This window comes from Rhodanobacter sp. Root480 (assembly GCF_001426645.1).
Taxonomy (GTDB): Bacteria; Pseudomonadota; Gammaproteobacteria; order Xanthomonadales; family Rhodanobacteraceae; genus Rhodanobacter; species Rhodanobacter ginsenosidimutans.
Genome location: NZ_LMEX01000003.1, coordinates 87261 through 108010, shown reverse-complemented (window position 1 = coordinate 108010; position 20750 = coordinate 87261). Strand labels below are relative to the sequence as shown.

Annotated in this window: 21 protein-coding genes; 11 read left to right on the top strand and 10 right to left on the bottom strand. The window is 66.4% G+C overall.

Going from position 1 to position 20750, the window contains the following annotated elements:
* Window positions 1-185 precede the first annotated feature (185 nt).
* Together ASD22_RS13270 and hemB are read right to left on the bottom strand one after the other, a co-directional pair.
* A complete protein-coding gene (locus ASD22_RS13270) occupies window positions 186-860 on the bottom strand; it encodes a DUF6624 domain-containing protein (protein WP_156459027.1) in 675 nt (224 codons plus the stop codon).
* Between the two features lie 15 nt (window positions 861-875).
* Window positions 876-1868, bottom strand: a complete 993-nt coding sequence (gene hemB / locus ASD22_RS13265) for a porphobilinogen synthase (protein WP_056084510.1) — start codon at window positions 1866-1868, stop codon at window positions 876-878.
* A gap of 178 nt (window positions 1869-2046) precedes the next feature.
* Here hemB and glk point away from each other — a divergent pair, with 178 nt between their 5' ends.
* The 4 genes from glk to ASD22_RS13245 all read left to right on the top strand — a co-directional run bounded on the left by glk (window position 2047) and on the right by ASD22_RS13245 (window position 5275).
* Window positions 2047-3072, top strand: coding sequence for a glucokinase (gene glk / locus ASD22_RS13260; protein WP_056084505.1), 1026 nt, complete (start codon window positions 2047-2049; stop codon window positions 3070-3072).
* A 179-nt stretch (window positions 3073-3251) separates the two neighbouring features.
* Complete coding sequence (locus tag ASD22_RS13255) at window positions 3252-3935, top strand: HAD family hydrolase (RefSeq protein ID WP_056084503.1); 684 nt, start codon at window positions 3252-3254, stop codon at window positions 3933-3935.
* A gap of 96 nt (window positions 3936-4031) precedes the next feature.
* Entirely contained in the window at window positions 4032-4367 is a 336-nt protein-coding gene (locus tag ASD22_RS13250) for a hypothetical protein (protein WP_056085145.1), read from the top strand.
* Window positions 4368-4663: 296 nt separating this feature from the next.
* Complete coding sequence (locus tag ASD22_RS13245) at window positions 4664-5275, top strand: hypothetical protein (RefSeq protein ID WP_156459026.1); 612 nt, start codon at window positions 4664-4666, stop codon at window positions 5273-5275.
* Window positions 5276-5299: 24 nt separating this feature from the next.
* Here the strand turns inward: ASD22_RS13245 and ASD22_RS13240 are convergent, their stop codons facing one another.
* The 3 genes from ASD22_RS13240 to secB all read right to left on the bottom strand — a co-directional run bounded on the left by ASD22_RS13240 (window position 5300) and on the right by secB (window position 10015).
* Window positions 5300-8320, bottom strand: a complete 3021-nt coding sequence (locus ASD22_RS13240) for a DEAD/DEAH box helicase (RefSeq protein WP_056085143.1) — start codon at window positions 8318-8320, stop codon at window positions 5300-5302.
* A 152-nt stretch (window positions 8321-8472) separates the two neighbouring features.
* Window positions 8473-9498 carry an NAD(P)H-dependent glycerol-3-phosphate dehydrogenase gene (locus tag ASD22_RS13235; RefSeq protein WP_056084496.1) on the bottom strand — a complete coding sequence of 342 codons (1026 nt, stop codon included), beginning with the start codon at window positions 9496-9498 and terminating at the stop codon, window positions 8473-8475.
* Between the two features lie 7 nt (window positions 9499-9505).
* Window positions 9506-10015, bottom strand: a complete 510-nt coding sequence (gene secB, locus ASD22_RS13230) for a protein-export chaperone SecB (protein WP_056085141.1) — start codon at window positions 10013-10015, stop codon at window positions 9506-9508.
* A 297-nt stretch (window positions 10016-10312) separates the two neighbouring features.
* On the opposite strand from secB, the gene rpmB reads away from it, so the two are divergent.
* Both rpmB and rpmG read left to right on the top strand, forming a co-directional pair.
* Window positions 10313-10549 (top strand): 50S ribosomal protein L28, encoded by a 237-nt coding sequence (gene rpmB / locus ASD22_RS13225; RefSeq protein ID WP_007081352.1) that lies wholly within the window; start codon window positions 10313-10315, stop codon window positions 10547-10549.
* Window positions 10550-10559: 10 nt separating this feature from the next.
* Window positions 10560-10727 (top strand): 50S ribosomal protein L33, encoded by a 168-nt coding sequence (gene rpmG / locus ASD22_RS13220; protein ID WP_056084493.1) that lies wholly within the window; start codon window positions 10560-10562, stop codon window positions 10725-10727.
* A 799-nt stretch (window positions 10728-11526) separates the two neighbouring features.
* Here the strand turns inward: rpmG and ASD22_RS16465 are convergent.
* Window positions 11527-12294, bottom strand: coding sequence for a DpnI domain-containing protein (locus ASD22_RS16465; protein WP_082520273.1), 768 nt, complete (start codon window positions 12292-12294; stop codon window positions 11527-11529).
* 377 nt (window positions 12295-12671) lie between these two features.
* Entirely contained in the window at window positions 12672-13868 is a 1197-nt protein-coding gene (locus ASD22_RS13210) for a fatty acid desaturase (RefSeq protein ID WP_056084485.1), read from the bottom strand.
* Between the two features lie 163 nt (window positions 13869-14031).
* Here ASD22_RS13210 and ASD22_RS13205 point away from each other — a divergent pair, with 163 nt between their 5' ends.
* Genes ASD22_RS13205 through mutM form a run of 5 tightly spaced genes read left to right on the top strand, consistent with a single transcriptional unit; the run spans window position 14032 to window position 18249 of the window.
* On the top strand, window positions 14032-14793 hold the full coding sequence (locus ASD22_RS13205) for an ABC transporter ATP-binding protein (protein ID WP_056084482.1): 762 nt from the start codon (window positions 14032-14034) through the stop codon (window positions 14791-14793).
* Window positions 14790-15560, top strand: coding sequence for an ABC transporter permease (locus tag ASD22_RS13200; protein ID WP_056084479.1), 771 nt, complete (start codon window positions 14790-14792; stop codon window positions 15558-15560). Before ASD22_RS13205 ends, ASD22_RS13200 begins: the two co-directional genes overlap by 4 nt.
* Window positions 15560-16915 carry a Gldg family protein gene (locus ASD22_RS13195; protein ID WP_056084476.1) on the top strand — a complete coding sequence of 452 codons (1356 nt, stop codon included), beginning with the start codon at window positions 15560-15562 and terminating at the stop codon, window positions 16913-16915. Before ASD22_RS13200 ends, ASD22_RS13195 begins: the two co-directional genes overlap by 1 nt.
* A gap of 1 nt (window position 16916) precedes the next feature.
* Window positions 16917-17408, top strand: coding sequence for a hypothetical protein (locus ASD22_RS13190; RefSeq protein WP_056084473.1), 492 nt, complete (start codon window positions 16917-16919; stop codon window positions 17406-17408).
* Between the two features lie 13 nt (window positions 17409-17421).
* Complete coding sequence (mutM, locus tag ASD22_RS13185) at window positions 17422-18249, top strand: bifunctional DNA-formamidopyrimidine glycosylase/DNA-(apurinic or apyrimidinic site) lyase (RefSeq protein WP_056084470.1); 828 nt, start codon at window positions 17422-17424, stop codon at window positions 18247-18249.
* A gap of 115 nt (window positions 18250-18364) precedes the next feature.
* Here the strand turns inward: mutM and ASD22_RS13180 are convergent, their stop codons facing one another.
* The 3 genes from ASD22_RS13180 to yihA form a co-directional block, all read right to left on the bottom strand.
* The gene (locus ASD22_RS13180) at window positions 18365-19129 is read right to left on the bottom strand and encodes a hypothetical protein (protein WP_056084467.1); all 765 of its coding nucleotides are present in this window, start codon (window positions 19127-19129) and stop codon (window positions 18365-18367) included.
* Between the two features lie 85 nt (window positions 19130-19214).
* On the bottom strand, window positions 19215-19847 hold the full coding sequence (locus tag ASD22_RS13175; RefSeq protein WP_056084464.1) for a thymidine kinase: 633 nt from the start codon (window positions 19845-19847) through the stop codon (window positions 19215-19217).
* Between the two features lie 15 nt (window positions 19848-19862).
* Window positions 19863-20513 carry a ribosome biogenesis GTP-binding protein YihA/YsxC gene (yihA, locus tag ASD22_RS13170; protein WP_056084461.1) on the bottom strand — a complete coding sequence of 217 codons (651 nt, stop codon included), beginning with the start codon at window positions 20511-20513 and terminating at the stop codon, window positions 19863-19865.
* Window positions 20514-20750 lie beyond the last annotated feature (237 nt).

Sequence of the window (20750 nt, the reverse complement as noted above, 5' to 3'; positions counted from 1 at the left end):
CATCAGGTATGCCGGCGATTTTTCCCGTATACGCTGCACCACCGCACCCGGCCCACGAAACAGGCGCCATGACGAAACAGCTCGACGCATCCGCCGCCGGCAAAGACCATTACCTTATTCTCAACGGTCTTCGCGGCGTGGCCGCGGTGATGGCGGTGCGCGCTTGAACAGCACGATCCCGGATCTCATTTACCGAAAATGAAATCCATGCGGCATTTGTAATCGTTTTCCGGCTCCAACCCCATCGACGCCCGGCGTTTGTCGAGGCTGGCCGGGTCTTCAACTGGGCTGAGCGTGCGGTCACCCCGCTCATCCGTGCCGAACTGGGTTCCATACCGCTGCGGCCTTCCCTCGGCCACCAGTATGCGGTCGGTAAGGAACGCCACATCCATCTTCGACACTTCGTTGCTATCCACCAATGGCTCCATCAGCTTGAGCGCCTTGGTCTGCAACGCGCGATCACGATCGGCATGCTGGATCAACATGAAGATCTCGAAAATGCCCTTGTGCCCGACTTCCGCAACACTTGGAAACCCATCACTCTGGATCTGTTGCCTTAACCACATCAGATTCGACTGATCGATCCGATTGACGTTGGCGACCAGGGATTTGTCCGCCGGGTTGGCGATAATGGCGTTACGCGCTGCCTGGTCGGCATCGAAACGCTTGTATATTTCCGCTCGAAGTGGCGCGTTCGATATCTGCTCAGCCGCATGGGGTTTCGCCTCTTTCTGCGCGGACATCCACGCCGCATCAGACGGACAAGCTTTCGCAAATGCCTCATCACTCAGATCGCGCGCAAAAGCGCTTGTGGTGGCCAACAGCGTTACCGCGCAAATTGCCAGGAACAACTCCTTCACCCGACCTCTCCTTGTCTACTCGCCGCGCAGCCACCGCGCCGCGTCGATCGCGAAATAGGTGAGGATGGCGTCGGCGCCGGCGCGCTTGAAGGCGGCCAGCGACTCCAGCACCACCGCCTTCTCGTCCAGCCATCCATTCTGCGAGGCCGCTTTCAACATCGCGTATTCGCCGCTGACCTGATAGACGAACGTGGGCACGCCAAAAGCGTCCTTCACCCGGCGCAGCACATCCAGATAAGGCATGCCCGGCTTCACCATCACCGCGTCGGCACCCTCGCTGATATCCAGCTCCACCTCGCGCAGCGCCTCGTCGCTGTTGCCTACGTCCATCTGGTAGGTGTGTTTGTTGCCCTTGCCGAGGTTGGCCGACGAACCCACGGCATCGCGGAACGGGCCGTAGAACGCGGAGGCGTATTTCGCCGAATAGGCCAGGATGCGGGTGTGGATGTGGCCGGCTTCCTCCAGCGCGTCGCGGATGGTGCCGATGCGGCCGTCCATCATGTCCGAGGGCGCCACGAAATCCATGCCGGCTTCGGCCTGCGCCAGCGCCATTTTCACCAGCGCTTCGACGGTGGGCTCGTTCATCACGTAGCCGTCCGCATCGATCAGGCCGTCCTGGCCATGCGTGGTGTACGGATCGAGCGCCACGTCGCCGATCAGGCCCAGATCGGGGTAGGCAGCTTTCAGCGCACGGGTCGCGCGCTGCATCAGGCCATCCGGGTTCCACGCCTCGGCGGCGTCCTCGCTTTTCACCGCGGCGCCCGGCGACGGGAACAATGCCAGCGCGGGGATGCCCAACCGCACGCATTCGCCGGCCAGTTTCAGCAATTCGTCGATCGACAGCCGCTCCACGCCCGGCATCGAGGGCACGGCTTCGCGCTGGCCTTCGCCGTTGATCACGAACGCCACCATGATCAGGTCGCTGGGCAGCAAGGTGTGCTCGCGCATCAAGGCGCGGGAGAAGGGGTCACGACGCATGCGGCGCATGCGGACGGCGGGGAAATTCATGGGTGTGGGCTCGCGAAATCGATAACCGCCATTTTAGCGCCAGGGCGCAAAACGGCGCCCCTGAAACGGCGACTGGAAGGCCTTCAAGGCCCATTCCACCACGTATGGTTGGGTAAAACACTGGACGAACAGCCGCCGCAACGTGCACGCTAGGGGTTTTCCCGTCGCCAGGAAGATCATGAGTCAGCCCAGCCGTACCCCGACCTTGCTCGCCGATCTCGGTGGTACCAACGTGCGTTTCGCACTGGCGGACACCGATCTGACCGCGCCGCTGCTGACCGACAGCATCCGCCGCTACCGGGTAAAGGATTTCGACACCCTGGCCGAGGCGATCCGGCAGTATTTCGCCGACACCGGCTTCAGCGCGAAGCACGCGATCATCGCCGCCGCCGGGCGCATCGCCGACGGCGAGACGGTGCAGATCACCAACAACCCCTGGGCGGTTTCGGCGCAGTTGCTGCGCGACAAGCTGGACATGAACTCGGTGCGGCTGGTGAACGACTTCGCCGCCCAGAGCATGGCCGTGACCCTGCTGACCCCGAAGGATCTGGTGACCGTGGGCAAGCCGCCGCTGCCGCGGCTGGGCAGCCATGCATCGCAGACCTTTGTGGTGATGGGGCCGGGTACCGGACTGGGCGTGGGCGGACTGTTGCTGCGTGACGGCAGCTGCAGCGTGCTGGAAAGCGAGGGCGGCCACGCCGGCTTCGCGGCGCACACTGCCGAAGACGTGGAGATCCTGCACCGGCTCAACCAGCGCTTCGGGCGCGTCTCCAACGAACGCATGATCTGCGGCAACGGCCTGGTCAACCTCTACCTTGCACTGGCCGACATCGCCGGCCAGCCAGTCGAGGAACTGACGCCGGAAAACATCACCGCCCGCGCCGTCTCCGGCGAAGACCCGCTGTGCGTGCGCACGGTGGAGACGCTGGCCGGCATTTTCGGCAGCGTGGCCGGCGACCTGGTACTGACCATGGGCGGCTGGGACGGCGTCTACCTCACCGGCGGCGTACTTCCGAGCCTGCTGCCGTGGCTGCAGCATGGCGGCTTCCGCGAGCGCTTCGAGGCCAAGGGCCGCTTCCGCGACACCATGGAGCAGGTGCCCACGGTGGCGATCACCCATTCGGAACCGGGCCTGCTGGGCGCCGCCGCGCTGGCGATGCAGGAAACCGGGCACGCCTTGTGGGCTTCTCCCGGGCAAAATTGACAGCGCTATCAGGACCACGCCGGATGCGCTGAAACCACGCTGATGGCGAGCCTGAGGCCGGCATCGACCCGCGACCATTGGCCCGTCTGGACGGCCAATCGCGATCGCACGCGCCTTGTTGTCGCCGCGCTCATCGCCTGACCGTCATACTGGCGTCGACTACTCACTGGAGAACCCCGATGCCACGCAGCGACACTGCTTTCCTGTTCGATCTCGACGGTACGCTGGTCGACAGCGTCTACCAGCACGTGCTGGCCTGGAAGGAAGCGCTGGAGCGCGAAGGCGTGGAGCTGGCGGTGTGGCGCATCCACCGCAAGATCGGCATGAGCGGCGGCCTGTTCGCCAATATCCTGCTGCGCGAAACCGGGCTGGAAATCACCGAAGAGCGCCTCGCGCGACTGCGGAAGTGGCACGCCGAGGCCTACAACCGCCAACACGCGGCCAGCGCCATACGCCCTCTGCCCGGCGCGCGCGAACTGCTGGATTACCTCACCGCGCAGGACATCCCCTGGGCCATCGCCACCAGCGGACGCATGGCGACCGCCGCGGCCAACCTGGAGGCGCTGGGCGTCGACCCGGCCAAGGTGCACGTGGTGACCCGCGACCAGGTGCGCCATGCCAAGCCGGACCCGGACCTGTTCCTGACCGCCGCGCGCCGCCTGGGCGTGGACATTCACCAGTCGCTGGTGATCGGCGACAGCGTGTGGGACATGCTGGCGGCCCAGCGCGCGCATTCGCTGGGCGTGGGCGTGCTGTCCGGCGGCTACGGCCGCGGTGAACTGCAGGAATCGGGCGCCTTCCGCGTGTACGACGATCCGGCCGACCTGCTGCTGCACATCGACGAGGTTGCGGCGCGCAACTGAACACCGCAACCGGCAACGGCTTGCTGATGAAAAATTAATCCTCTGCGCAGGCCGCCCGGTTAGGCTTCGAAGCCGCCCTCCGCCACAGGAATGACCATGCGCCGATTCGTCGCCTGTATTCCCCTGCTGCTCTTGCTGACGGCGTGCTCGCCCACGCCGCCGGCCGACGCGCCCACCGCCGCACAGCAAACCCAGCCAGCCAACACCCCACCGGCGAATGCCGCGCTGGGCTCGCCCGGCTGGTACGCGTGGGTCGACCGCACACTGGCCATCAGCGACAACGGCCACGGCCCCGATCACGGCTCCGCCGAATGGAACCAGGCCGTGCAGCAAAAGCTGGGGCAGGAAGCGCCGCAATCGGAGCCCGGGTCGCCGCAGTGGCAGCAGTCGGTGGATGCGTTGCTGCGCACGCGTGTACCGCCGCAACCGTGACTCCGCGCCCTGCCGGGCACCGCGACGGCGCCACCCGGTAGCACGCACACCCCGCCGGCGGCTTCTCCGGACGAGGTAGGATGAAACGCGTCACGGCGCCCCTTGCCGTGACCGCTTGGCCTGGCAGGCCTCATTCGGGCGGGTCACAAGGAGGTTCCATGAAAAGGTACTGGTCCGGCGTACTGGTCCTGGGCATGGTGGTTTGCATGCCATCGATGGCGTGGAGTGCCAGCGCGGAGAAAGCCTCCGCGGCGGATGGTCCGGCCACGGCACCAGCGCAGGAACGCGTCTATTGCATGAGCGGCTGGGAGCGCTTCCTCCCCGGCGAGTACTACGCCTGCCGCGCGCGATATCACCTGCAACGCCAGCATCCTTATCAAGCCGTCAAGATGCTCAAGGAAGCGGCCTACTGGGCCAACAAGGACGCGCAGCATGCGCTGGGGCTGGCCTACGTCAATGGCGACATCGCCGGCATCGCAGCCGATCGGCCGCTGGGCATCGCGTGGCTGGCGCTGGCAGCGGAGCGCAAGAACAGCGATTTCGTGCGCGATTACACGACAGCCGTGCTTGGCAGTTCGCGAAGCGACGTTTCGCAAGCCTCGAAGATTTACCTGAAGCTGCGCAAGACCTATGGCGACAGCGTCGCCGGGGACCGGGCAACCCGCCGCTTCGTGCGGGAAGTGGAGCCGCTGGACCGTAGCGCGGCCGTCGGCGGCAACATGGTTTACATCGACGGTTTGACGCCGCTTCCGCAGGGCGCCTTTTCCCTGTCGCGGAAAATCCACAAGGAGGCCGAGAGGTTCTTCGAAGGATTGCAGGGCACCGTTACAGTCGGCGTGCTTGAGCGCGTCCAGGCACCGTCGCCCGCGTTGCGGGAGCAATACAAGGCCGATTTGCCCGAAAAGTAGCCTCGCGCCGGGTTGGCCCGACGCTCAACCCGCCGGTGCCAGCAACGTATCCAGATCGAGCTGGTCGAAACTGAGCTTTTCGCGGGTGCCTCCGCCTTCCAGCACGGCGTCGGCCAGTTCGGCCTTGCGTGCTTTCAGTTCCTCGATGCGTTCTTCCACCGTGCCACTGGTGATCAGGCGGAACACGAACACCGGCTTGTCCTGGCCGATGCGGTGCGCACGGTCGCTGGCCTGCGCTTCGGCGGCGGGGTTCCACCACGGGTCGTAGTGGATCACGGTGTCGGCCGCCGTGAGGTTGAGGCCCACGCCGCCGGCTTTCAGGGACAGCAGGAACAGTGGCACTTCACCGTTCTGGAACCGCTGCACCGGCTCGGCGCGATCGCGGGTGTCGCCGGTGAGGGTGACGTAGGGGATGTGGCGACGGTCGAGCTCGGCGGCGATCAGCTTGAGCATGCCGGTGAACTGGGAGAACAGCAGCACCTTGCGGCCTTCATCGATCAGCGCGGGGAGCATATCCATCAGCAGCTCGAACTTGGCCGACTCGTGCACGCCCTGCGCCGCCTCCAGCTTCACCAGCCGCGGGTCGCAGCAGACTTGCCGCAGCTTCAGCAGCGCATCCAGCACCACGATGCCGGAATGGGCGATGCCGCGCTGGGCGATCACCTCGCGCAGTTCCTCGGTCAGCGCCAGGCGCAGGCCTTCGTACAAATCACGTTGGCGGCCTTCCATCACCACGCGGCGAGTGATCTCGGTCTTGGGCGGCAATTCGGTGGCCACCTGCGCCTTGGTGCGGCGCAGGATGAACGGCGCCAGCCGCAGGTTCAGCCGCTGCTGGCATTCCTCGTCGCGCTGCTTCTCGATCGGCACGCGGTAGTGGCGGCGGAATGCGCCCTCGTCGCCCAGCAGGCCGGGCACGGCGAGATCGATCTGCGACCACAGTTCACCCAGGTGATTTTCCAGCGGCGTGCCGGTGAGGCAGACGAAGCGCGGTGCACGCAGGCTCAGCAGCGCGCGGCGCGCCTGGGTGCGGGGGTTTTTCACCTGCTGGGCCTCGTCCAGCACGATCAGCGCGAAGGCCTGCTTTCTCAACGCAACCACATCGCGCGGCAGCAAGGCGTAGCTGGTCAGCACGATGTCCTGGTCGCCGAGCTGGGTGAATTCCTCGGCGCGTTGCGGCCCGTGCAAGGTGAGCACGCGCAGCATCGGCGCGAAGCGGGCGATTTCCGATTGCCAGTTCGGGATCAGGCTGGTCGGCACCACCACCAGCGCTGGCTGGGTCAGCGCGCCGTGCTGTTTCAGCGACAGCAGGTGGGTGATCAGCTGCAACGTCTTGCCCAGGCCCATGTCGTCGGCCAGCACGCCACCCACGCCGGCTTCGGCCAGCGCGTTCAGCCAGCGCAGCCCCTCGCGCTGGTACGGGCGCAGTTCCACCGTGAGCCCTTCGGGCACGACATCGCTGGCGCGCTCGGCCGCATCGCGCAGGCGCGCGGCAAAACCGAACAACGGCTCGGCCGCATCCAGCGTGCCGCCACCGGGCATCGCCGCGGCCAGCTCTTCCAGCCGGCCGGCCTGCACCTTGGGCAGGTGCAGTTTCTGGCGCGGTTTCTCCAGGTATTCGGCCAGCGGCGCCAGCAGGCCGCGCAATTCCTTCAGCCGCACCGGCACGCGGCGGCGGGCATCGACCGGCGCGTACCACACCGCATCCTCCGGCTCGTTCGGCGCGGGGCTGAGGTTCAACTGGTGCTCGGCCAGCGCCTGCGCCACGGCGGGCAGCAGGCTGTGGCGCTCGCCGTCCAGTTCGATGCCGACCTCCAGGTCGAAGGCATGATCGTCGGCGTCTTCCACCGCCTGGCCGTACCAGCGCACCGGGCCTTCGAGCACCTCGAACGGGAAGCTGGGCGCGTATTCCAGCTGGAAGTTTTCCTCCTCCAGCCGGGGTCGCAGCGCCAGCCAGCGCGCCGGCGTGTTGACCTCCAGCGCGCCGGCGTGGCCGGTGCCGGGGAACAGCCAGGCGTCCTCGGGCAGGGTTTCGGCCACGTCCCAGGGCAGGCCCTCGGTATCCACGCCCGGCGTGAGCCCGGCGCGTTCGAGTTGCTCCATGGCGGAGAGTTCTTCCGCGCGGCGGCGGGTGATCTCGACCAGCTGGCCGTCGCGCACGCGCCGCACCAGCGGCTCGCCGCCGCGGCCGGGGAGCCGCTCGCCGGCGTAGTCGAAGGCCAGCCGCGCATAGGCCAGCGGCGGCGTGCCGGCGGCCAGGCGTGCGTGGCGGGTCAATGCATGCAGGGTCAATACCGGTTTGGGCGCCAGTTCGGATCGGCGCATCTCGCCGAAAACCTGCGGCGGCGGCAGCCGTGTGGCCAGCCGGCTGGCCGGCAGCAGGTCGCGCAGGCGATGTCCGTCCTCGGGTTTCAGCGGCGGCAATTCCAGCCAGCGGGTTTCCTCCGCCGCGGCGTCCAGCAAACCCAGCGCCGCATGTTCGGCGTCGAGGTACCACAAGGCATCGATGCGCAGCAGCCGCTGGCTGTTGGGCAGTAACGGCAGCAGGCGCTGGCTGCCGTCGGGCGCCATCGACCAATGCCAATTCAGCGGATGCGGCCGGCTGCGCGACAGCCGCAAGCCGCCCAGGCCGCCCAGGAAGCAGGGCGCGGTATCCAGCATCTCGGCCAGCAGGGTGTCGCCCACGTGACCGCTGAGCCGCGCATAGCTGCGTCCCTTGCGCACGCTCTGCGGCAGGCCCAGCACGGTGGCGGCCAGGCGCTGTTCGTGCGGCGCCAGTGTCACCTGCACCAGATGGCGGCTGTCCAATGGAACCGGGCGCGCGTATCGGCCGTGTTCGGCCACGGTGAGCAACACCGGGGCGGCATCCATGCAGGCGAAGGAGGCGTTGTCCTGCGGGATCACTTCAAGGAAAAAGCCGAGCACGACCGGCTCGTCGGCTGCCGCCACGCGCGGCTTGGCCAGCAGTCGTCGCCACGCTAACGGAAGCGTGTCGTCAGCGTTGGCTGACGCGCCGCCGGCGCGCTGTTTCCCGTCCGGTTGCTGCATGCGCATGCGGTCCATGGCGACAAGCAAAACATTGAGCTTAGCAGGCGCGCCGCGCATTGGCGGCACACTTGCCACTCACCGGAAACAGGGTTCGGTCGGTGCGAGCACGCGGCACGTTTTCGCGCTACCGTGGCCGGCTGGCCGCGGTTTGATCAGTGGGTGCGGAACAGGCCCGGCGGGTATTCCGCTTTCTGTTCGCGCGCCATCAACCGGCGCAACGCATCCACCGGGGTGACCTCGCCGTGCAGCACGGCGTGCACGGCTGCGCTGATGGGAAGATCCAGCCCGTGCTTGAGCGCCAGGCGGTTCACTTCGTCGGCGGTGAGGATGCTTTCCACCACCTGGCCGATCTGGCGCAGGGCTTCGTCGATCGCCACGCCGCGGCCCAATGCCAGGCCGAGACGGCGGTTGCGCGACAGGTCGCCGGTGCAGGTCAGCACCAGGTCGCCCAGGCCGGACAGGCCGATCAGCGTTTCGGGGCGCGCACCCAGGGCCATGCCCAGGCGCAGCATCTCGTTCATGCCGCGGGTGATCAGGCCGGCGCGGGCGTTCAGGCCCAGCTCCATGCCGTCGGCGATACCGGTGGCCACGGCCAGCACGTTCTTCATGGCGCCGCCGAGCTCGCCACCGAGCACGTCGCCGCCCGAATACGCGCGCAGATTCGGCGCGTGCAGCAGGCCGGCCAGTTGCCGCGCGAAGGCCTCGTCTTCCGAATGCACGGTGACGGCACTGGGCAGGCCAGCCGCCACCTCACGTGCGAACGACGGACCGGTGACCACCGCGGTGGCACGGCCCGGCAAATGTTCTGCCACCAGCTCGTGCAGGAAGCGGCCCGTGCCCGGCTCGAAACCCTTGGTGGCCCAGGCGATCGCGCTGCCCGCATCCAGCAGCGGCGCCACCTCGGCCAGCATGGAGGTGAAGGCGTGGCTGGGCACCGCGATCAACACGATGTCCGCGCCACGCAAGGCCGCGGCCAGGTCGCTCTCGCAACGCAGTTCCGGCGGCAGTTCCACATCCGGCAGGTAACGCTGATTGCGATGGGTTTGCGCGATCGCCGCCAGCGCGGCGGCATCGCGCCCCCACAGGCGGGTAGGCACCCCGTTGCGCGCACTCAGCGCGGCCAGCGCGGTGCCCCAGGAGCCGGCGCCGAGCACGACCATGGTCGGGAGATCAGCCATTTTCGACTCAGCTGTTGAGCGTGGTCGGGGCCTCGTCACCGCCCTGCATGCGGCGCTGCTGTTCACCATAAAGCGCGTCGAAGTTGATCGGCTGCAACAGGAACGGCGGGAAGCCGCCTTCCAGCACCAGCGACGAAATCACCTGGCGCGCGTACGGGAACAACAGGTTCGGGCAGTAGCTGCCGATGATGCCGGCGTGCTCCTCCTCGCTGAAACCGGCGATGCCGAACAGGCCAGCCTGCTCCACCTCGGCCAGGTACGCGGTGCGATCGCCCAGCGTGCAGGTCAGGGTGAGGCTGAGCGCCACTTCGTACAGGTCGTTGCCCAGGTCGGTGGCCTTCTGGCCCACGTTGAGCTGGATCTGCGGCTGCAGCTGCTCGTTCTCGCCCATGGCCTGGAACACCTGCGGCGCATTGGGCGCCTCGAACGAGACATCCTTCACGTAGATCTTCTGCAACATCAGTTGCGGCTGGCTGCCCTGGCCATTGGCCTGGCCGTTGTTGACTACTTCTGCCATCGGAAATCCCTTGGAACGCGCTTGCGTCGATTCAAAGGGGCTGATTGTTCCATACATCCCCCACTCGCGCACGCGCATTCCGCACCGATGATTGCGCATTGCCCTGTTTTTCTGGGAGAATACGCGGCTCGCCACGTCGACCTGATGCTTTGGGCCATCCGCCACGCGATGCGGATTCACGACACGCGACAGCACCACCTCCAGCATCGCGGGGCGCCCAGGCGCCGCTGGGCCGATGCTGCCCTGGCCAACGGGCGGCAAATCAGGCTTCAAAAAAGCCATTCAACGGAGGTCGTCATGGCCCGTGTATGTCAAGTCACCGGAAAGGGTGTGCAGAGCGGCAACAACGTCTCGCACGCCAACAACAAGACCCGTCGCCGCTGGTTGCCCAACCTGCATGAGCGTCGCTTCTGGGTCCCCGGCGAGAATCGCTGGATCAAACTGCGCGTTTCCAACCATGCGTTGCGCACGATCGACAAGAATGGCATCGAAGCCGTGATTGCCGAAATGCGCGCCCGCGGCGAAAAGGTCTGAGGATTGAGCCATGGCTAACAAGACACAAGACAAGATCCGCATGATCTCCTCGGCCGGCACCGGCCACTTCTACACCACCAAGAAGAACAAGAAGAACACGCCGGAAAAGTTCGAGTTCAAGAAGTACGACCCGGTGGTGCGCAAGCACGTGATCTACAAGGAAGGCAAGATCAAGTGACGTGACGGCGCGTTCGCGCATCGCGCGAACGCCTTTGCCGGAACGTCATCCCAGCGAAAGCTGGGATCCAGTGAAACACCCAAAACCCGCCCTCGTGGCGGGTTTTTCTTTGTCTATGGCAAAGGAGCAGCGGTGATCGGCGCATGGCTGACGACCTTGTGGGCCGCCGGCCCGGATTGGACCATCTGTTCGCCACCGCCAGCCACCCACCTTTCGGAACGCATCACTTTAATCTTTAGCAGAACCTATGGGGCGTTCGTGCGCAACTACGTCAAGTGGGTCCATGCGTAGCCATGCTGCAATGTTGCTGTCGCAGAAATGGGCGCGAGATAAGTTCCTGTCAGCCGCAAACGGAGGTTAGACAATTGAAAGTCTTAGTTGCTTACGGAAGCCCTTTTTTAGGATTGCGATTTGCCGGCCCGTTCGAGGATGACAACGCGGCTGCGGAATGGGCCGAGATTGAGTTAGATGATGTACCGCACTGGTGGGTGGTCGAGCCGGAGAGATGCGATGGCGACCAACACGCAGTCGTGGTCAGCCGAGACGATGACGGCCTTTTCGTCATAGCGATTTGCGACGATCCGCAGAGGGCGGCTGGGCATGTAAAGCGCAGCGCATACGCGAACCAACGTTTCTGGACACAATCAATCGAGAGGCCGTGATCGTTGTTCTCAATGTTCTCGTATGACGCAGGCCCGTGGAATATTTCAGTATGGGAGGCATGCAACTGCGCCGGAGAGTAAGTATCGGCGTAGCGCCACGACCAGGAAACATGGCTCGGGATCACGTTCGCCCCTGCCTATCGCACCCTGTATTGACCTTGCCCCAGGAATTCCAGAAATCCGGAGTCACGCAGGACCTGAAGCTGCTGTCGAATTTTGGCTCTTACGTGTCTGTTACCGGGATGCAACCGAGCGATCGAGTCTTCGTGCTGATACACGTCGCTTAACTGAAATTGGGGTTTTTCGAGCCGCTCGACGCAATTCATCACGTCGAGAAGCCATCCGCGCTTTTCGAGCTGCGGCTGGTCTCTCAGGAACAACGTGCGCCGCCACGCCTTCAAAACGTCACCTTTGGCGATTGCGACACCATCGGTGATGATGCTGACGCGGCCGGCTGGGGGGACTTTTCGAACGAGGATATTGCAGCCAACCCATCCGGCTCGGCGCGCCGTCGGTGCAAGTGGTTTACGGCGTTCGATGATCTCCGGTACGAAAAACTGACTGGGAATCACGAAGAGATTGCGCACCCGGGCTTGTGCTCGATCATAGGTTAGGCCCAGAAGGTTGGGAGCTTGGTTGCTCCGTAATCGGCGCAGCATGGCGGAATAGGCGCCGTCCACGATCCGAGAACCGAACAGGCCTTGCTTGGACTTCAGCTCGAACTGCTCGTGGCAGGTGAGGCAAAGGAAATCTGCGGCCGGTGTGTTGTTTGGGTAGGATTCGAGCGAGTGCCCACAGCTCGGGCAGAAAAGATGAGTGCTTACCCAACGCTCAGTGACTACGCGCGCCCATTGTGTAGGACCTTTGTAATGGGCGGCGAGAAGCGCATCGAAGTTCAAGTCCACTAGCGGGTCCTTACGGATACGGGTCAAAAAGCGCAGAGATAGCCGGCGGTGAGGTCGATTTCCGCTTCCGGACCTGAGCGCGCTTTTGCTGTTACAGCGGCGGTCCCATCGCCATCCCTACCTTGCCGTCACACGCACGGTTGTCATACGAAACCGCCGACGAGTTGGGCGAACAGCTCCGATTGAAGTACGAGGCCGGCTCGTCAATACGCGATCTGTCGGAGGACACACAGTATTCGATCGCCCGTATCCGCGGGCTTCTCGCTGCCGCCAACACCACCCTTCGGCCGCGAGGCGGATCGCGCTAACGGTCACAATCAAAAAGCAAAACCCGCCGAACGGCGGGTTTTGCGCGCAGACGGCAGCTTTTACAAATCTCAGGCAGCGTTGGCGACCGTATAGCCCTTCAGCCGCTGGGCGAAGTCCTGCAGGGCGCGGATGCCGCTCTCCTCGGCTTCGTGGATCCATTGCTGCAGGCCTTTCAGCGCCTGGTCGGCGCCGCGCTGTTCCATCAGGGCCGCGAGGCGGTTGCGGAAGTCGTAGACGGTTTGCAGGGTGGGACGGCGGGCAAGTACGGCCTGCAGTTTTGCGCTGCTGTCCTGATCCAGCCAGCGGCCGCCGTCGGCCAGGGCGCGACGCATGCGGCGCGGCATGGATTTGATGTTGTCGCCGGCGTGGGTCGCTTCTTCGCGCAGGGTGGGCACGATCACGCCGCGGTAGTAGTCGGTCATGGCCTGGAAACGGTGGGTCAGCACGGCCTTCAGGGTGTCGGCGTCGGGCAGGCGCACGTTGGGGCGCACGTCCAGCGACGGCGCCACGCGCAGCACCTTGGCCAGGCCCACGGCGCGCAGGCCGCAGATGGCCGCCCAGCCGATGTCGAATTCCCACTTGCGCAGCGCGAACTTGGCCGAGCTGGGGAAGGCGTGGTGGTTGTTGTGCAGCTCCTCACCGCCGATCCAGAACGCCCACGGGATCAGGTTGCGCGCAGTGTCGGCGCTCTCGAAGTTGCGGTAGCCGGCCCAGTGACCGATGCCGTTGACGAAGCCGGCGGCCCAGAACGGGATCCACACCATCTGCAGCGCCCACATCGCGGCGCCGATCACGCCGAACAGCGCCACGCTGATCACCAGCATCAGCGCCGGGCCCCAGTACGGGTGCGCGCCATAGAGCTTGTGCTCGACCCAGTCGTCCGGCGTGCCGCGACCGTACTGCACCATGTCCTGCTTGTTCTCGCAGGCATCGCGGTACAGCGAGACGCCGTCCCAGAACACTTTCTTGATGCCGTAGATCATCGGGCTGTGCGGGTCTTCCGCCGTCTCGACCTTGGCGTGATGCTTGCGATGCACCGCCACCCACTCGCGGGTGACCATGCCGGTGGTGAGCCAGCCCCAGAAACGGAAGAAGTGCGCCAGCGCCGGATGGAAATCCACGCCGCGATGGGTCTGGCTGCGATGCAGGTACAGCGTCACCGTGAAGATGGTGAGCTGGGTCATGATCAGCAGGTAAACGAGCTTCTGCACCCAACTGGCGCCGGTGAGGCCGTCGTTGAGGAAATTGAGTACCGCGTCGAGCATGGAAAAAATACCGGGAAGTGGATGAAGCAATGGCGCGACTGGCAGCGCGCCAGCGCGAAACACAATGATACCAGTCGGTCAAGCGGAAAAAGCTAACCGGCCGTTAGCCTGCATGCATCCGTGCCCTGTTGTTTAACAGTGGGGGCGCCGTGACAATCACGCAATGACCACGATCATCTCCTCCTCGCCGCCCGTCGTCCTGCAACTGGACCGACTCAGCCGCCGCCGCGCCGGCCGGCACGCCGTACGGAGCCTCGATCTGTCGCTGCACGCCGGTCAGGTGCTGGGCTTGCTGGGCGTCAACGGGGCGGGCAAATCGACCACCTTGTCGATGATCGCCGGCGCGCTGCGCCCCGACAGCGGTGGCATCCGGTTGCGTGGTGAGGATTTCCTGGAACACCCGGAACTGGCCCGCAGCCGCATCGGCTGGCTGCCTGAACGCGCGCCGGTGTGGGCAGAACTCAGCGTCAGCGAGCATCTCGACGCGCACGGCCGATTGCGCGGCCTGAACGGCAGCACCTTGCGCGCCGCCCGCGAACGCGTGCTGGACCGTCTCGACCTGCAGCCGCTGGCCCGCCGCCTGGCCGGCGTGCTGTCGCAGGGCCAGCGCCAGCGCCTGGGGCTGGCCTGCGCCCTGCTTCACCGGCCCGAGCTGCTGGTGCTGGACGAGCCGGCGAACGCGCTCGATCCGGTGCAGGCGGTGGCCTTGCGCGGGCTGATCCGCGAGCAGGCCGCGGCCGGCACGGCGGTGATCCTGTCCACCCACCTGCTGGCCGAAGTCACCGCCGCCTGCGATCGCGTGGCGATCCTGCACGACGGCTGCCTGCGCCACGACGGCCCGGTGCAGGCGGACGATCATCAGGCACTGGAACGCACCTTCTTCGAGATCGCGATGCACGGCGACGCCGCGGCGCGCGCCGCATGAGCGGCGGCGTGGCCGGTACGTTCGCGGTGGCGCGGCTGGAATGGCGGCGCATGGTGGTGCGGCCGCTGGCCTGGGTGCTGGCGGCATTGACGCTGGCCTGGCTGGCGTGGAATTTCACCCTGCTGCTGGGTGGCTTCCTGGCCGGCCAGGTGCAGCGCGCCGCGTTGCCGGATGGCCCGGGTTTCACCGATCTGGTCGCGGTGCCGTTGCTGGGCCAGCTGGCCCAGCTGTCCTTCCTGGTGGTTCCGTTGCTGGGCATGTCGGTGATCGCCGGCGAGCGGCGCAACGGCACCTTGCCGCTGCTGTTTGCCGCCGGCCTGCCCGCCTCGCGCATCGTGCTGGGCAAATACCTGGCGCTGCTGGGCTGGCTGCTGTTGTGGCTGGCATTGACGCTGGCGATGCCGCTGGCGTTGGCGCACGCCACCGATCTGGACTGGGGCAAGCTGGCCGCCGCCACGCTGGGTCTGGCGCTGATGCTGGCGGTGCTGGCAGCGCTGGCTGTGACCTGCTCGGCTTTTGCCTCGCATCCGGCAATCGCCGCCGCGGCCGCGTTGATCATCGCGCTGGCGTTGTGGAGCGTGAACGTGGGCGCACAGATGGCCGGCATCAACGGTGGCGTACTGAACTGGCTGGCGATGAGCACGCATGAGCAACCACTGCTGCGCGGGCTGGTTTCCACCGCCGACCTGGCCTGGTTCGCGCTGCTGATCGTGGTGGCGCTGGCGCTGGCGTCGCGACGGCTCGACAACGAGCGGGAGCGCGGCTGATGCGCGCACTATTCAGACGTCTGGACGGTTGGCTGTTCGCCGTGATGCTGTTGCTGGCCGCCGGCGCGCTGGGCTTTCTCAGCACGCGTTTCGCCCATGTATCGGATTGGACCGCCGGCGGCCGCACCAGCGTGTCGGCGCAAAGCCGCGCGGTGCTGGCGCGGCTGGATGGCCCGGTGGAAATCACCAGCTACGCCAGCCCGCAAGGTGACCTGCGCCAGACCGTGGCCGGCTTCCTGCAGCGCTACCAGGCAGTGAAGCCCGACCTGCAACTGCGCTTTGTCGATCCACAGCAGGACCCGGCCGCGATGCGCGAGCTGGGCATCACCGTGGATGGCGCGCTGATCATCCGCTACGGCCAGCGCGAGCAGCGGCTGGACGAACTCTCCGAGCGCAGCCTCACCAACGCGCTGGAGCGCCTGATCCGCGGCAGCGACCGCATGGTGGCCTTCGTCACCGGCGACGGCGAGCGGCGCGCCGACGGCAAGGCGAATGCGGACATGGGCACGTTCATGGCGCAGCTGGAAAGCCGCGGCATGCGCGCGGTGCCGTTGAATTTCAGCCAGGTCAGCGCGGTGCCGGAACACACCGACCTGGTGGTACTGGCCAGCCCCACGGTGGCACTGCCGCCTGGCGCGGTGCAGGCCCTGGTCGACTACGTGCAACGCGGCGGCAACCTGTTGTGGCTAACCGAGCCGGCGAACGACACGCTGGGCCTCGATCCGCTGGCCAGCGTGCTGGGTGTCCACGTGTTACCTGGCGTGCTGGTCGACGGTTCCGGCGCCGCCTTGGGCCTGCACGATCCGCGCATCATCACGCGCGGCGACTACCCGGCGCAGGCGATCACCCGCGGTTTCACCTTCACCACGCTGTTTCCGCAGGCGTCGGCGCTGGCGCAAGTCAGCCAGCGCGACTGGGCGGTGGCACCGTTCCTGCGCTCGGGCCCGCAAAGCTGGACGGAATTCCAGCCGATCGCGAACGACGCCACGTCGGATATCCGCTTCGATGCCGCCGCCGGCGAGTTGAAGGGGCCGCTGGATTTCGGGCTGGCGCTGAGCCGGCTTTCGCCCAGCCCGGACAAGAGCGAGCAGCGCGCCGTGGTGATCGGCGACGGCGATTTCCTCTCCAACACGTTCCTGGGCAACGGTGGCAACCGCGCGCTGGGCGAGCGCGTATTCGACTGGCTGCTGGGCGACGACAAGCTGGTCGACCTGCCGCCGCGCGGCGCGCCGGATCGGCTGCTGCAGATCTCCCAAGGCGGGCTCAACGCGATCAGCGTGGGCTTCCTGATCGTGCTGCCGCTACTGTTGCTGCTGATCGGTGGCGCCATTGTGTGGCGTCGGCGGCGGCGCTGAGATGACGCGCGCCAGTCGCCGACGTCTTGCCCTGCTGGCCGTGGTGGTCGCACTGCTGGCCGTGGCGGGATGGCAGTGGCAGCGCGATGCGCAGGCTGCACCCGGCAGTTTGCTGACCCTGGAACCGGCCTCGGTCGACCATATCGCACTGGCGATTTCTGGCGCGCCAGCGGTGCATTACGAAAAGCGCGACGGTCACTGGTGGATTGTGGATGGCACGCCCCGCCGCACCGATGACGGGCGCCTCGCCGAACTGGCCGATACCGCCGCCGCCAACGTGCTGAGTTGGCGGCCGGCCGCCGATTTCCAGCCCGCGAAGATCGGCCTGGCGCCGCCCTCTGCCGTGCTGACCCTGAACGGCCAGCGCATCGAATTCGGCGAGACCTCGGTCACCGGTCCGCAGCGCTACGTCCGCGTGGGTGATCGCGTTGCGCTGGTCCCCGCCCACTACACGCCGCGGCCGCCCACCGGCCACGTCACCGATCTGCACTGACGGCGGAACATCTGTGCCCGAACTGCCCGAAGTCGAAACCACCCGCCGCGGTATCGCGCCGTACCTGATCGGCCGCCGCGTGCTGGGCGTCACCTTGCGCCGGCCCGACTTGCGCTGGCCGATCCCGCCGCAGATCACCACCCTGCTGCCCGGCCAGCGCATCGAGGCGGTGGAACGGCGCGCGAAGTATTTGCTGCTGCACACCGAAGCCGGCAGCGCGTTGCTGCACCTGGGCATGAGCGGCGTGCTGCGCGTACTGCCGCCGAACGCGCCGGTGGGCAAGCACGATCACGTGGACATCGCGCTGGAACGCACGATCGCGCAGGCGCCGCGCATCCTGCGCTTCACCGATCCGCGCCGGTTCGGCTGCCTGCTGTGGCAGGCGCCGGGCGAAACCCACGAACTGCTTGCGGGCCTCGGCCCCGAGCCGCTGACCGATGACTTCGACGGCGACCTGCTGTGGCGCCGCTCGCGCGGCCGCAAGGCGGCGGTGAAACTGTTCCTGATGGACAACGCGATCGTGGTGGGCGTGGGCAACATCTACGCCAGCGAGGCGCTGTTCGCCGCTGGCATCGACCCGCGCCGTGCCGCCGGCACGGCGTCGCGCGCCCGCTATGCGCGGCTGGCCGCCGAGGTGAAACGTATCCTGGCCTGGGCGATCGAACGCGGCGGCACCACCTTGCGCGATTTCATCAGCCCTGACGGTGCGCCCGGCTATTTCTTTCGCGAGCTCAATGTCTACGGCCGCAGCGGTGAGCCGTGCCACGTCTGCGGCACGCCGATCCGGCAGGTGACGCTGGGGCAACGCTCCACGTTCTGGTGCCCGCGCTGCCAAAAGTAGGAGCGCACGCTGATGTAGGAGCGACTTCAGTCGCGACGCTTTCCTCGCCACCAAAAGCAAAAGCTGTCGCGGCTGAAGCCGCTCCTACAGGGTGGTTTTGCGTTACCGCAAAGCCTCAATCAGGCCAGTGGAACGCAACATGGGTGTTGTTGAACTGCGGGTCGTCGGCGCTGCCGCCGGGTTCGGCCACCATGTCGCTGGACAGGCCGTCGACGGCGAGTTCCTGGCCGGCGCGGAAATGGCCGCCCATCGACAGGAATTCCATCAGCCGCTCGCACATGCTGCCGGCGCGGCCCAGCTCGCTTTCGGGCACGTTGCGTACGCTGAGGTCGGGGCGGCCGAACTTGCGCATGCCGCGGGTGCGCACCCAGGAGCGGTCCGGCGTTTCATCGGCGTTGCACAGGATCAGCACGTGATTGCGCGGCGGCGCGCCACCGGGCACCAGGTAGCGCTGACGCCACTGGTCGGCGCTGAACAGGCTCAGGATCTGCGGATCGAGGATCGAGGTGCCACCCACGTCGAGCAGGCCGGCCAGCACGCCCAGCGTGTCGTGCAGGTAGTCGAGGCTGTTGCGATCGTCGATCTCGCCGCGCACCACCAGCACCTCGGGCGCGATGCGCGCCTGCTGGGTGATCTCGGGATTCTCGGTGTGCAGGATTTCGCCCAAGGCGCCCTGCAACGGGTAACCATCCCACTGGCGCAGCACCGCGTTCTGGAAGCGCTGGATCTCGATGCCCTGGGGCAAACCCGGGCTCTGGTAGCGCATCGACGGGATCACCAGCTCCGCGTCGAACTTGCCGAACACATAGAACACCAGCACGGCTTTCTCTTCGCCCGGGGTCCAGTACGGGCGCGGCCAGGCGGGGCTTGTCTCGGTCATGCGGGATTCCTTGGGATGCGCGAAAACGGTGGGCGGTCGGTCAAGGTAACGGCAGCATTGTCGCCAGCGGGTGAGCCCGGCAACGTCATCGCGGCTCGCCCAGCGGCAACACGGGCTGCTGCAGTTCGATGGAGCCGTCGCCCTGGTTGATCTTCTTGAACTCGGCCCGGCTCACCGAGACATAGCGCTCGTTGCCGCCGATCTCAACCTGCGGGCCGTCGGTGACGGCGCGGCCGTGCTCGTCCACGCGCACCACCATGGTGGCCTTGCTGCCGGTGTGGCAGATGGTCTTGATCTCCTGCAGCTCGTCCGCCCAGGCCAGCAGGTATTGGCTGCCCTCGAACGGCTCGCCGCGGAAATCGGTGCGCAGGCCATACGCCAGCACCGGGATGCGCAACTGGTCGACCACGTCGCTGAGCTGCCATACCTGCGCCTTGGCCAGGAACTGCGCCTCGTCGACAAACACGCAATGCAGCGGGCCGTGGGCCGCGATATCGGCCTGCACCAGCGCCAGCAGGTTTTCCTCGGCGCGGAAGCGGCGCGCATGCGCCTTCAGGCCGATGCGCGAGGCAACCACGCCCTCGCCGTAACGATTATCCAGCGCCGGAGTGAGGATCAACGTGCGCATGCCGCGCTCGTGATAGTTGTACGCGCCCTGCAACAGGTTGGTGGTCTTGCCGGCATTCATTGCCGAGTAATAGAAATAAAGCTTGGCCATGACGGAACGGGGACGTCAGCGGTCGTGGGCCGGAGCCGTTTCGCGCGGCGTGCGCAGCAAAGTCATCACCGCTTCGCGCGCCTCGTCCACGCCGGTGTTCGCGGAGGACGAGAAAATCTGCGCGGTGGCGTGCGGGCTGTTGTCGGCGAACTGCTTGCGCAAGGCGGCCAGCGCCTGCATGGCCTGGTTGCGCGACAGCTTGTCGGCCTTGGTCAGCAGCACGTGGCACGGCAGCTGGGTGGCGAAACAGAACTCCAGCATCATCCGGTCGAATTCCTTCAGCGGATGGCGGATGTCCACGATCAACACCAGCCCGCGCAGGCTGCGGCGCTGGTGCAGGTAGGCGTCGATCTCCAGCTTCCAGTGCTCGCGCATCTCCAGCGGCACCTTGGCGTAGCCGTAGCCGGGCAGGTCGATCAGGCGTGGCTCCAGCGACACGCCGTCGATCTGAGTCGGCGGCAGGCTGAAAGCCACCATCTGCTGCGTGCGCCCGGGCGTCTTCGACGTACGCGCCAGCCCCTTGTGATTGGTCAACGCATTCAGCGCGCTGGACTTGCCCGCGTTGGAGCGGCCGGCGAACGCCACCTCGGCGCCCTGATCGGCAGGCAACTGGCTGATGCGATGGGCGGCGAGTACAAACTGCGCACCCTGTAAGAGTCTGCTCATGATGTCCAGATGCCCCGCGTAGCCGTCGAGTGGCTGCCAGGTGGTAGTGGGCGGCGCAGCGCCTGACTGGCTGTCAGGCCAAGCCGCGCGCTGCCGCCTGGCGGCCACTCGACAGCTACCCTTCGGGCCGGGTCTGTTTGCGCGCAGGCCGGCGTCATCGTTCGGTCGTGGACGGACGTCCACTCCCTCACTCTTTCTTGGCCTGCGTGCAAACAGCTCCCGGCGCGGGGCGTCTGG